This is a genomic window from Clostridium estertheticum (genome assembly GCF_011065935.2).
GTDB classification, from domain to species: Bacteria; Bacillota; Clostridia; order Clostridiales; family Clostridiaceae; genus Clostridium_AD; species Clostridium_AD estertheticum_A.
In genome coordinates this window covers 2,778,734-2,790,578 of sequence record NZ_JAAMNH020000001.1, presented here as the reverse complement: position 1 = coordinate 2,790,578, position 11,845 = coordinate 2,778,734, and the positions used below count along the sequence as shown (strand labels likewise).

General features: G+C 30.3%; 13 protein-coding genes. 1 reads left to right on the top strand and 12 read right to left on the bottom strand.

Annotated elements, in window-relative coordinates; all coding sequences use genetic code 11:
* Positions 1–71 precede the first annotated feature (71 nt).
* On the bottom strand, positions 72–1,070 hold the full coding sequence (locus tag G9F72_RS13105) for a DUF4003 family protein (RefSeq protein WP_164958694.1): 999 nt from the start codon (positions 1,068–1,070) through the stop codon (positions 72–74).
* A 171-nt stretch (positions 1,071–1,241) separates the two neighbouring features.
* Between G9F72_RS13105 and G9F72_RS13100 the strand changes: the two genes are divergently transcribed.
* The gene (locus G9F72_RS13100; RefSeq protein ID WP_164958695.1) at positions 1,242–4,805 is read left to right on the top strand and encodes a S8 family serine peptidase; all 3,564 of its coding nucleotides are present in this window, start codon (positions 1,242–1,244) and stop codon (positions 4,803–4,805) included.
* Positions 4,806–4,870: 65 nt separating this feature from the next.
* On the opposite strand, the gene G9F72_RS13095 is transcribed toward G9F72_RS13100, so the two are convergent.
* The 11 genes from G9F72_RS13095 to G9F72_RS13045 form a co-directional block, all read right to left on the bottom strand.
* On the bottom strand, positions 4,871–5,602 hold the full coding sequence (locus tag G9F72_RS13095) for a TraX family protein (RefSeq protein WP_164958696.1): 732 nt from the start codon (positions 5,600–5,602) through the stop codon (positions 4,871–4,873).
* A 350-nt stretch (positions 5,603–5,952) separates the two neighbouring features.
* A complete protein-coding gene (locus G9F72_RS13090; RefSeq protein WP_164958697.1) occupies positions 5,953–6,708 on the bottom strand; it encodes an ABC transporter permease in 756 nt (251 codons plus the stop codon).
* Positions 6,695–7,642, bottom strand: coding sequence for an ATP-binding cassette domain-containing protein (locus tag G9F72_RS13085; RefSeq protein ID WP_224676116.1), 948 nt, complete (start codon positions 7,640–7,642; stop codon positions 6,695–6,697). Before G9F72_RS13085 ends, G9F72_RS13090 begins: the two co-directional genes overlap by 14 nt.
* The gene (locus G9F72_RS13080; protein ID WP_164958698.1) at positions 7,623–7,829 is read right to left on the bottom strand and encodes a PLDc N-terminal domain-containing protein; all 207 of its coding nucleotides are present in this window, start codon (positions 7,827–7,829) and stop codon (positions 7,623–7,625) included. Before G9F72_RS13080 ends, G9F72_RS13085 begins: the two co-directional genes overlap by 20 nt.
* A gap of 202 nt (positions 7,830–8,031) precedes the next feature.
* The gene (locus G9F72_RS13075) at positions 8,032–8,256 is read right to left on the bottom strand and encodes a hypothetical protein (RefSeq protein WP_164958699.1); all 225 of its coding nucleotides are present in this window, start codon (positions 8,254–8,256) and stop codon (positions 8,032–8,034) included.
* A complete protein-coding gene (locus tag G9F72_RS13070; protein ID WP_164958700.1) occupies positions 8,256–8,663 on the bottom strand; it encodes a hypothetical protein in 408 nt (135 codons plus the stop codon). The genes G9F72_RS13075 and G9F72_RS13070 overlap by 1 nt, the downstream gene beginning before the upstream one ends.
* Entirely contained in the window at positions 8,664–9,194 is a 531-nt protein-coding gene (gene sigY / locus G9F72_RS13065; protein ID WP_164958701.1) for an RNA polymerase sigma factor SigY, read from the bottom strand.
* Positions 9,195–9,272: 78 nt separating this feature from the next.
* On the bottom strand, positions 9,273–9,698 hold the full coding sequence (locus tag G9F72_RS13060) for an EamA family transporter (protein WP_164958702.1): 426 nt from the start codon (positions 9,696–9,698) through the stop codon (positions 9,273–9,275).
* A gap of 187 nt (positions 9,699–9,885) precedes the next feature.
* A complete protein-coding gene (locus tag G9F72_RS13055; RefSeq protein ID WP_164958703.1) occupies positions 9,886–10,449 on the bottom strand; it encodes a DUF2812 domain-containing protein in 564 nt (187 codons plus the stop codon).
* On the bottom strand, positions 10,433–10,789 hold the full coding sequence (locus tag G9F72_RS13050) for a PadR family transcriptional regulator (protein WP_202054880.1): 357 nt from the start codon (positions 10,787–10,789) through the stop codon (positions 10,433–10,435). Before G9F72_RS13050 ends, G9F72_RS13055 begins: the two co-directional genes overlap by 17 nt.
* Positions 10,790–11,022: 233 nt before the next feature.
* Positions 11,023–11,826, bottom strand: coding sequence for a class I SAM-dependent methyltransferase (locus G9F72_RS13045; protein WP_164958704.1), 804 nt, complete (start codon positions 11,824–11,826; stop codon positions 11,023–11,025).
* Between the last annotated feature and the right edge of the window lie 19 nt (positions 11,827–11,845).

The window sequence follows — 11,845 nt, the reverse complement described above, 5'->3', positions numbered from 1 at the left end:
ATTGCGTTTCTCTTCGCTAAGTAATTCTAATAATATATACTTTTCTTAACTTTTTTTAGAAATATTGATTATTAAGATGAAGCGGATGCTCCTGCCGAAGCTGCGGCGCTACTAGCCGCTACAATAACAGCTACAGTTTGAGCTGCGATTAGTGCTTCAATGGAAATTCCAATAGATGTTTGAATAAGATCCTTTTTTTCTTTCATATTCTCAATATATAAATCACTAACCAAAGCAGCCGCTGTATATAAATGTGTTTCTTTAGTTAACCATTTATATTTTTTAGTAGACTTTAGAACTTTTACAACTTCGATAACTTGATCTACTGCCTCATAACCTTTTTCCCCAAGTATAGATAAGAAGCCTATTACTGCATATCCAGTAGAATACACCTTCATTTTATTCTCTTTTAACTTATCAAATATTTCACTACATCTTAAGACCTTAACTTTATTCTCCTCTTTTCGAAATCCTAGTATATGAGATAAGAATTGAAGTCCGTTATTTTTTCCAAACCCATTTTCATTTAATAGTTGATAACACTCTTCCATATTCTCTATAATAGTATTAACTGAGTCATCTGAATTGGCTAAAAGTATAGAAAGTGGGTAATCATCTCCACCAGTTAACCATGGATGGTTACTTCTCATTTCATTATAAATTTCTTTGGCTTTATTTATTCTTTTATCCACCAATTCCTCACTACAAGTAGCTAAAAGAGCATAATTGGCTATGGGTAAATACATATTATTCTTAAATTCTGCCTCTTTCATCCTTTTATCATAAATAAGCAGTTTATCAAATTCTTGTTTTGGATTATCATATTGGCATGCTAGCAATGCTGATAAAATTATTTTAGAAGTACCCCGATAATTAGAGAATACACCCGTAGTTTTTTTAATATGCAACCTCACATCTTCAATCTTCTCTTTATCAAAATTTCTGTTATTTAATGTATAAGTCAATGCTGTAAAATGATTAGTTAATGACTGCTCCCATTTATATTCTGATGACACTTGTTGAAATAAGTCTATTAGCCTATCTAGTTTTTCTTTCACTAATTGTTCCATAATAAATAGCGCCCCCTTTATAATATTTTAGCACATTATACCATTTAAATAATAACTTTTTAAAATTCTCACTAAAGTTTGTAGAGAGTAATCTTCTAACCTTATATTTATATATTACCATTAATGTGATATAATGTTATTTGAATTATTTTAAAAAATAAGGGGGAAATTATGAAAAGACATAAGCTTTTAAGCCTAATTCTTACCATTAGTCTTTTATCTTCCAATTTCTTAATTCTTAATACTTCAGCAAAAGAAGTAACTAAGGAGCTTGCTTATAACGAAACTATGACTTCAGCCAAGGATTTAACTAATGTACTAAAAGAATGGCAGGTTTCTAAATACAAAGGAGAAGGAATGGTAATATCTATAATCGATAGTGGTATTGATTATAATCATAAAGATATGAGACTCACAGATCCTTCAAAGGCAAAACTGAAAAATAAAAACCCAGAAGGAAAAGGAAAATACTTCACAGACAAAGTACCCTATGGATATAATTATGCAGATAAAAATCAAAATATAATTGATGAAGGTAGCATGCATGGAATGCATGTAGCTGGTATAGTAGCTGCAAATGGAACCTCTACAGAGGTTTCAAAATTTGAAGCCATCCAAGGCGTTGCACCAGAAGCACAATTACTTGCAATGAAGGTATTCTCCAATGACCCTGATTACCCTAGTTGCAATGATGAAGATGTAGTTGCAGCTATAGAGGACTCTGTAAAATTTGGTGCTGATGTAATAAATATGAGTTTAGGCTCTGATTCAGGTTTTGTAGAAGATAGTGCACCTATTCAAAAGGCTATAAGGGACGCTGAAGAAAAAGGTGTGGTTGTGGTTGTATCTGCGGGGAACTCTTCATACTCAACTTCTCCTGAAAAAGTTGAAGACATAGTGGATACATCCGTCGTTGGTGCTCCAAGTGTAGCAAAAGAGGCCCTCAGTGTGGCTTCTATTCAAAATAGTATGCTTATAACCCCAGCACTAACTTATCGTGTAGGTAGTGAATATAAAGATGTTGCATATTCTCCATCAGAAATTGCGCCAATTGGAATATTAAAAGGTGAATATTCAATAGTTGATTGTAACCTTGGAACTCCTGATGATATTAAAGATATTGATTTAAAAGGGAAAGTAGCCTTAATTAAAAGGGGTGATATTACTTTTATAGAAAAGAAATTAAATGTGCAAGCTGCAGGAGCAATAGCCGCTATTATATATAATCGTGATGGTGAAAGTGGATTTATTAGTATGGCTTCTGATGCTAATGTTAAAATTCCATCTATATTCGTAACTAACAAAGATGGAACTAGCATACAAAATGCCATAAAAAGTGGTGCAAAAATTAAATTTCCAGATAAAAAAGTCAATATAGAGAATCCTACTAAAGGACAAATGTCTGACTTTACATCCTGGGGTCCTACCTCTGATTTAGAATTTAAACCTGAAGTAACTGCTCCTGGAGGAGACATACTCTCCACTGTCAATAATAATGAATATAAATATATTTCAGGAACTTCTATGGCTTCACCTCATATTTCCGGTATTATGACCTTAGTATTGCAACATATGAAAGAATTAAAATTAGATAACTTAACACCAAAAGAAAAAGCTGAACTTGCAAAACAACTTGTGATAAATACTGCAAAACCACAAATAGATGCATCATCAGGCGATTCATTAATCCCATTTTCTCCAAGGAGACAAGGTGCCGGACTTGTAGATGCAGCTTCGGCGGCTAAATCTAATGTAACTGTTGTAGATAAAAATGGTAATGCTACCGTTGCATTAAAGCAAATTAATGAACTTACAAAACAATTCACTTTAACATTTAAAAACTATGGAGTTAAAGAAGAAACCTATTCCATTAAAACTTCAAATCTTGTTCTTTCCGATAAAAGTGATGAAGCAAGAGATCTAATTTTAGAAGGAGCGACTGTTTCCTTCGACAAGGATAAGGTAATTGTACCTGCTGGCTCTATAGTAAATATAAATGTAACATTAAATATACCAAAAACTACTCCTAAAGGAATCTTCTTGGAAGGCTTTTTAACCTTTGAAGCTACATCAGAAGAGGGACAATCACTAGGAGTTCCATATATGGGTTTCTATGGCGAATGGAACGAATCCTTAATAATGGATAAACCTCTTTGGGATAGTAGTTCATATTTAGGAGAAACTGCATTTTATCAACTGAACGAAAATGGATCTGATTCCCTTCTAGGTGTAGTGTCTCTAAACAAAAACACACTATTACCCATCGTTGATGAAACCAGAATCGCGGCAACCTCTGCAAATGGAAAAATAAGTGTATATCCTAAAATTGCTTTGCTTAGAAATGCAAAAACTATGATAGTTGACATAGTTGATGAAAAGGGAACCCTAGTGCGTAGTCTTGGAATAGAAAAAGATTTGTATAAAGACTTATGGTCTCCAGATCCTATTGATGTTCTCCAAGATGATAACTATAAAGAATCATCACCTTGGATATGGGACTTAACTAGTTACAACCCTGCTAGTGGGAAATATGAAACAGTTAAAGATGGTCAATATTATTTTCAAATTAAAGCCTCAATTGACTCGGCTGCTGACTCTAAATATCAAACAATGAAATTACCAATTAAAGTAGATTCAACTAAGCCACTCGTATCAATGGTTTCTCCAAGTGTTGTTACTTCAAGAAAACATGTTTTAAAGTTTAAAGCAACAGATAATTTATCTGGAATAAAAAATTTTCAAATAATTTTAAATGAAAAGTATTGCAATGATAAGGCTGGAAGTACCTTTTTAGCTTTGCCTAAAGATGCTAATGGAGATTATTTTGTCAATTTAGACTTGGAAAGCGGTAAAAATAATGTGTTAATTTACTGTACCGATTATGCTGGAAATACCTATAAATATGAAACTATCATAGAAGCCCAACCACTTGTAATTACTTCTCCTAAATCAGACATTGCATTACCTTCTGGTCATTTTAAGCTAGCTTATTCAGGAGATTTTAAACTTATTTCAGATATGAGATATTTCAATATTATAGTTGATGGTAAGGTTGTAGCAGAAAACATAATGGAATTATTCTATAACTTTGACAATCTAACTCCTGGAAAACATAAAATAGAAGTACAAGCATGTGATATAAACGATAATATTATAGAATCTGCAATCACAAACATAATTGTTAAAAACGAAAAGCTTTATATTAATTTTACTGGTATCAAAAGAGAAGGTAGCTTCTACAATACCCCCTTTGCACTTTTAGGTGGGGACCTATCCACTAGCGTTAAATCTTTTAAAATACAGGGTGAAGAAGTTACGATAAACTCAAATTTAACCTTTGCTAAGAAAATAAACTTAATAGATGGACAAAACAAAGTGTTAGTTTCCGCTACAGATGATAAAGGTAAAAACCTTGCCTATGCATTAAGCCTTTATTGCGATTTAATTGCACCTAAGCTAACTATTAAAAATACTGATATATCTGACAACGATAAAGTAATAGCCCTGGCCAAAAATGTTGAGACCTTTAAAATTAATTGTGAAGTTTCAGATAATAATTATGGATTTAAATTATTTGTAAATGGAAATGAAATACCAACAACTTCAGATATATATGATAAAACTGCTAACTTTGTAGCCGAAGTAAACCTTAATGCAGGAATGAATTATATTGAAGTTAAAGCTGTAGATGTTGCCGGGAATGTAACAACTAAAATAATATCTCTATTGCACTAAAACAAAGAAAGTAAGTATAACGTTAATTTAAGTTATACTTACTTTTTTAATACTAAAATAATAAACTACATGAAAATTTTTATTAATCCTATTACTAATAAATGTACTGGATAAAAAGCATAAAATAAGTATTTTAAATTTTTACCCTTCTTACCGTTATAGCTAAATATAAAAACTAATGCGAGTATCGATAATGCTTGATTAAACCAAATAAGCTTAATTGATATACCAGGATATCTTGAGATAGCTAGTAAAATTTGTGATGCATAAAATAATATAAATACAGAGGTTTGAGATATAACTGTTTTAATTTTGTTATCTCTAAAAATATAGAATGCAAGAATCATAGCAACTCCATAGATTCCATAATCTGTACTAAAAACTTGAGCGGTTATACCTAATGCTAAGGCAGCTACTATTTTCCCAATTGTAGATTCTCCTTTATCCCATGCACGTATTGCTATTAATCCAATTGCTAAAGTAAAGAAGATATTTAAATATGGAGATGGACTCCCTACAAAAAATCTTAGAAAATCCGAAAAACTATGTACACTAATCTCTTCACTAAAGGCTAATGAAAATGGTATTTGAGATACAGCTGCAAATAGTAACAATCTGTATAAATATTTAGAAAATGAATTTGTTTTAGAATATCCTATAGCAATTAAATAAGCAAATATAGGGAATGACAATCTTCCTATCATTCTCATAATTATAGCCTCTGGGAAAAGTGCTGCTCCCATATGGTCTATTAACATTAATAAACATGCTATAATTTTTAACATACTAGTGCTCATGAATACCGCCCCCTTTTTGGTAATTATAAAAAAACCTGAACTCTTTGAGCTCAGGAATTTTTTTTACTTCTTAGGTCCTTTGTTTTTTTGTTCTTTTTTCTCACCTTTTTTACCAGTGTTCTTAGTTGTAGTACCCTTACTTTTACCCTTATCTGGCATAATATATACCCCCTTGTTTTGATATCCTCTTTGTTTTAGGTAACATAACAATTATTAATAGGTATTCTCTTTGCTCTACTTTTAATGCACTAGGTTCTATATAAATATTATAATTAATATTTACATTAATGTCAATATTTTATGAAATTTTGGTAAAATAAACCTTATTTGTGTTTGTTTAAAAACTGTAATTATATTACCTCAACCTTGTTCATGTTAAAAATAGTAGCTATTATAAAGAGTATGCTACATATAATTGAAAATGCTATAGAATAAGAATAATTTTCTAGTGTAAATAGATTTGCGCCCTCAACTAACTTGTACGGCATAAACTTTCCAATAGTATTTAAATTTACAAATGCAGCACTTGTGAAAGTTATCATAACAGTTATAAATCCTGCTGTTACACCTTTTTTCACAAAGCTACTAAAAAGTGTTACTAATGCAATATTAAAAAAATAATAGACGCACATTAAAAGAGCTGAACTCATAATACCTGATAGTGGGACCATTTCTCCCTTAAGCAAAATGCTTCCATAATAAGCACAAGTTAAAAATCCTATGAAGGTGAGTAAGGTTACCACAATAGTATAATGAATTATTTTAGCCAGAACTATGCCCACTGGCACACTTCCCTTAGAATATGGGAACACGAATTTTTCTTCATTTATTTCCTCATTTAAATTACTTCCCAATGTAAATATAATGAATAAGGTTCCAATTTGAAAAAGACTCTTAATGTATTCATTAATTGCACTTTTAGGTGTTGCAATAAAAAACGAACTTAAATCTCCTTTTAACTGTTGCCCCAATATTTTAGGAAGTAGCTTTAACATAAATGGGTTTATTATAGCAAATGCAATTATTCCTACCGCAAGGATTATATATTTGTATTGTCTTTTGGATTCCATTATTTCTTTTTTAAAATAAGCCTTAAAGGTTCTCATTTTCATTCACCAGCCTTATAAAAATATCTTCAAGATTACTTTTTCTAAGTTCATAAGATAAAATAGTATTTTCTCCCTGTACAAGAAATTTTAAAAGTTCAGATTTAGCAATTTCTAAATTATTCACATAAATAGAAGCCTTATTTTCCCTTATTAAAACACTTTCTACCCATCTAAAGTTTAAAAGAATACTGTCCAATTTTGCACAAGGTTTTTCAAACTCAATATCAAATATAGGTTGAATATACTTATTCTTTAAATTCTCTAAATTATCAGATACTAGTATTTTCCCTTTATCTAAAATACTTACATGGTCACAAACCCTTTCTATATCACTCAAAATATGAGTGGACATAAAAACAGTGGTTCCTTCTGACTTCAATTTTTTTATAAACTCTAATATTTCCATTCTTCCCTCAGGGTCTAACGCAGAGGTGGGTTCATCTAAAAAAACTATTTCTGGTTTATTAAATAATGCCACTGCAATTCCTAGCCGTTGCTTCATTCCACCTGAATATTGTCCTATTTTTCTCTTTGCGGGTTCAGTAAGCTTTACAATCTCTAAAATCTCTATAGTTCTCTCCCTTATATTTTTCTCTGTCATATTAGATATCTCACCAATAAAGTGCAGATATTCATTTGCATTCATGTAATTATAAAACACAGGATCTTGTGGAAGGTATCCCACCTTTTTTAATAATCTTCTTTTGTTTTTTTTAAAATTTTCTCCACCTAAATATATCTCTCCACCATTAAAATCAATTAACCCTGAAAGTATATTCATGGTTGTTGATTTTCCTGATCCATTAGGCCCTAGAAATCCGTATATAGTTCCTTTTTTTATTTCAAAGGATATATCCTTTAAAACTTCAAACTCTCCATATTTTTTCTTAATGTTTACTACCTTAAGCATCTTAATCACGCTCTCTTCCAATTAATAAAAAAGTTATGCCACCTATTAATTGAATAAAAAGTATTATTAAAGCCCAACCCCACTTAGGTAAGAATCTCACTCTATCCTGAGTTAATCTATATAAGCAGAAAACCACAAGACCTACCTCCAATATAATTATAGGTGCAAGTAATTTTACTATCTCTGCTAGCGCCATTCCTTCAAACATATATTAGTCCTCCTTCTATTTTTTGAGAAAGATAACAAATATCAATTCTTATCTTCCTTTTTATATTTTCATAGCTTTAACGCAATTCGGATAAAAAAGTTCATTTTATTTTTAAAAAATAATGTTAATCAAAACAATTCTTTTCCCTTAGAAATTCTAAATAAATTTTATAATTCCCTATAGAATAAAACAAAGATAGCTGCTATAAATTGCTGCTACCTTTGTTTTTATTATTTAATATTACTCGTGTTACCAATAAATATACAAGAAGATTTCCTGGCGTATTCATCAGTGCAAATATACCCCAAAGCCAATAATATTTTTCTTTACGCCTTCTTGCATCATAAAACACCCAAGCTCCTTGAATTAATACGATAGGAATGAATATGGCTAGTGCTATAATTAGTGAATCATTTGAAAAGTCCATTAAACTTCACTTCCCCTTTTTTTAATTGCTATTACAGGTATTATTATCCAAGGAGCAAGAGTAACAATAATAATCTGTGAAATAATAAGCAACTTAGGACCCATTTTCAGGATGGCTATGGCACATAAAGAAAGAATTATAGTAGAGGATAATATAAAAAGAATGAATTCTTTTTTATTCTTACTGTTTTCTCTTATATACTCACCTTGCTCAATTATGCTTAAGGTATCAATATCAAAATCGAATATATCTTTATTTACCACATTCATTTTCTCACGGGTAGCATTTAGTTTACTTTTAAACTCTCTATATTCGTCACTATACTCTGTATTTTTATCAACTTCTCCCTGTGCTTCATTGTAGAATTCATCAATTATAGAGTTTTTAATTTTATCAGAATCCTTCATTCATACAATCTCCTTTCTCTCAATTTCACTTATTATATATTTTATTGCATTATGAAGCCTTGACCGAACTGTTCCAATGGGACAGCCTATAATTTCTGATATTTCCTCATATTTGTAACCATAATAATGTTTTAAAATAAATACAGCCCTTTTCTCATAAGGTAACTTTAAAATTATTTTCATTATCTCTTTATATTCGTAATTTGACATTACAATGTCCTCTACTTGTTCACTCTTGTGGAATAAATTCTCATCTACTAATTGATAAGATTTATTCTTTCTTAAATAATCTCTGTAAACATTGATAGCTATTTTTATTAACCAAGTAGAAAATTTTGCTCTAGGCTCAAATTTATTTATATTAATTACAGCTTTAAGCATTGTATCTTGAATAATATCCTGTGCTAAGTGTGGGTCTCCTACCATTTTAACAGTGTACCCTTTTAAAATATTAAAATTATCTTTTAAAAGTGAATTTAGTGCACTTTTATTTCCATCCTTAGCTTTATAAATAAGCTCTAATTCATCCAATAATAATCACCCCTAGCAATGCTTTAACGGAAAAGTTTATTAAAAAGTTCACTATATTTATTTATTATTTAATTTTTATTATTTATTTATAATTATAAGACCAACTATACAAAATGCCACTCCTAGTATTTTATGAGGCTCAAATCCCTCTTTAAAAAAGAATATTCCTATGGGTATGAGCATAACTGCAAGAATAATATTTGCTACTAAAGACCCTAAACTTATATTCCACCCTGCTCTATATGCAAGTAGATAGCCAAATTCCAGCCCAACAATTGAAACCCCTAGTACTATACTTGTCCAATTTAATTTACTAAAGGACTGAATGAAGCCCTTATCACTTTTATAAAACTGAGCTGCAATGAGGGTTAAAGTCGCTGCAGTCAAATATGTTGTGAGGAGTGCTGAAAAGGGATTAACATTCTGTGGTGTTGATTTTTGACATACATTATATAAAATATTTGAAACTATTATTAGTACAATAGAGAACACATACATAAACATAATTTTAATTCACCTATCTTCTTGATTATTTTTTATACTTTTATGAAATTCCATTAGTAGCATTAACATCATGCATATTATATTTATGATACATTACTATTTAAAAAAATAAAAGAACTTTCCTTTACTTGGACAAATAAACCCTTAAAAACCAGTAAAAAAACGTTCTTTATATTCTATTTTGTAATTATTGATTTATTTTGCTACCATTCTTTAAAATCCTTTTTTCTTTTATATAATATGCAACACTTACCATAAGTGAAGGCACTGCAATGGCTACTAGAATAGTTCCTATGACAACCAATATATTTCTTATAATTGGTCCTTCAATTCTACTTCCTAATACAAATTCAATCATGTTTACAATAATAAGCAATACAACAGATATAATAGCCGTTTGTTTATAGCTTTGTTTTGAACTTTCATACTTGCTTAGATAGTTCTCTTTTTCAGTATATATTGGAATAGTTTCTGGTGGGGCTGTAAAGAAATGAAAATCGCCATAAGAACACATGTGCTCCCATCCACTTCTTTGAAATAATTCAAAATATTCATCAGTATTTTGGCCCAGCTTTTTATAATCCATGGAGTAAACTATTTCTTTTGGTTGACTCTTTGCTAATTTATATCTGAATAATGACATTTTTTCAAGAATCCAACCCTCTTTAGCCATTAGGCACAGTTTTTTCATAGCTCTATCTTCATCAAAAGCTAGCCCCATATTCATTATATACCTATTTTTCTTTTCCATTGATATCTTCCTCCTCTAAATATTTTAAAGCTTCCTCTCCTTGTCTTACCATAATTATTCTTCTCTTAATGTCTTTTTTCAATATTTCTTTTCCCTTTAAAGTTAGTGTATATGTTTTCCGTATCTCTTCATCATCTTCCACTAATAGAATCAAATCTGCACTTTGTAGCTTCTTTATAATTGTATAAAGACTTGCTGGACCTATTACCATTTCACTTTTTGGAAATTCATTAATTTCCTGCATTATTCCATATCCATGCATAGGTTTTACTAGTGTGAGTAAAATGTAATAGGTTGAATCCGTCAGTATATCCTCATCTAAAGCTTTTCCTCTAGCCACCTCTTCACTCCCTTATATTGTTATTATATATATTATTTAACACTATATCATTTATAGATATATCATTTATAGATATATCATTTAATAACATAGTATGCCTTTCCAATAAAATTGTCAACACTTTATTGGAATATTTTTCTTTTTATTTCAGACTCATTATTGTATTCTAATTTTCTTATAAATCCTTAAAGAAAAATAAGCCCCTGAAAATCAAGAGCTTCTCTGTACTAACTTTAAATCCTAACTACTATATTTAAATGTTCCGTGGCATCTCTATATTGTGGAAGTTCACATTTCTCTACAGCAACTTTAACGAAATTATCATAAACTGTCCTATTTTCTTCATAAACCTTCTTAAGTGGAAGATGAAGTCCACTTAAGAAGCTTTCTGCTCCACCATAGCTTATGATTTCAAAACCAGCTTCTTCTAATTCTCCTAATGCAGCCTCTGGAGTTGTAAAATACACCTCTGTAAAGCTTTTAGTTTCATCAAATACTTGTTCTCCTAAATAGTTATATACATTGTCAATTTCCTCAAAGGTCTCATAGAATTCAGTAAGACCCGCTTTCAAAACTCCTATTGAGTTAATGTAGGAAATCAATGCTACTCCATCATCAGTTAATTTCTTTTTAGCTTCCTTTAAAACCCTTAATCTATCTTCTTTTTTATAAAGATGATACATTGGTCCCATTAGGAGCATTCCATTAAACTTCTTATCTTCTAATCTATGAATATTTAATGCTGTGTCACAAATAAACTCCTCTGCTTTTAATCCTTCTAATTTAATCTTTTCCTCAGCAATTTTAAGCTCTTCACTTGATAACTCGAATAAAGTTACATCATAACCCTTTTTAAGCATTTCAATAGAATATCTGCCTGGTCCACATCCTATATCACAAAGCTTTCCATTTTTAGGAAAGTACTTATTTATAAGATAAAGTGTACTTAGAAACTCCACTTTTGTATATGGATTGCCTAATCTCTCCCATTCATATTGTGCATTTTCATCATAATATCCTTTAACTATATCACTCATTCTAAATTCCCCCTAACCT

Excerpts from the sequence above, each read along its gene's own strand:
- G9F72_RS13105 (WP_164958694.1), bottom strand. The coding sequence starts at position 1,070 with ATGGAACAATTAGTGAAAGAAAAACTAGATAGGCTAATAGACTTATTT.
- G9F72_RS13100 (WP_164958695.1), top strand. The coding sequence starts at position 1,242 with ATGAAAAGACATAAGCTTTTAAGCCTAATTCTTACCATTAGTCTTTTA.
- G9F72_RS13095 (WP_164958696.1), bottom strand. The coding sequence starts at position 5,602 with ATGAGCACTAGTATGTTAAAAATTATAGCATGTTTATTAATGTTAATA.
- G9F72_RS13090 (WP_164958697.1), bottom strand. The coding sequence starts at position 6,708 with ATGAGAACCTTTAAGGCTTATTTTAAAAAAGAAATAATGGAATCCAAA.
- G9F72_RS13080 (WP_164958698.1), bottom strand. The coding sequence starts at position 7,829 with ATGTTTGAAGGAATGGCGCTAGCAGAGATAGTAAAATTACTTGCACCT.
- G9F72_RS13075 (WP_164958699.1), bottom strand. The coding sequence starts at position 8,256 with ATGGACTTTTCAAATGATTCACTAATTATAGCACTAGCCATATTCATT.
- G9F72_RS13070 (WP_164958700.1), bottom strand. The coding sequence starts at position 8,663 with ATGAAGGATTCTGATAAAATTAAAAACTCTATAATTGATGAATTCTAC.
- G9F72_RS13060 (WP_164958702.1), bottom strand. The coding sequence starts at position 9,698 with ATGTTTATGTATGTGTTCTCTATTGTACTAATAATAGTTTCAAATATT.
- G9F72_RS13055 (WP_164958703.1), bottom strand. The coding sequence starts at position 10,449 with ATGGAAAAGAAAAATAGGTATATAATGAATATGGGGCTAGCTTTTGAT.
- G9F72_RS13045 (WP_164958704.1), bottom strand. The coding sequence starts at position 11,826 with ATGAGTGATATAGTTAAAGGATATTATGATGAAAATGCACAATATGAA.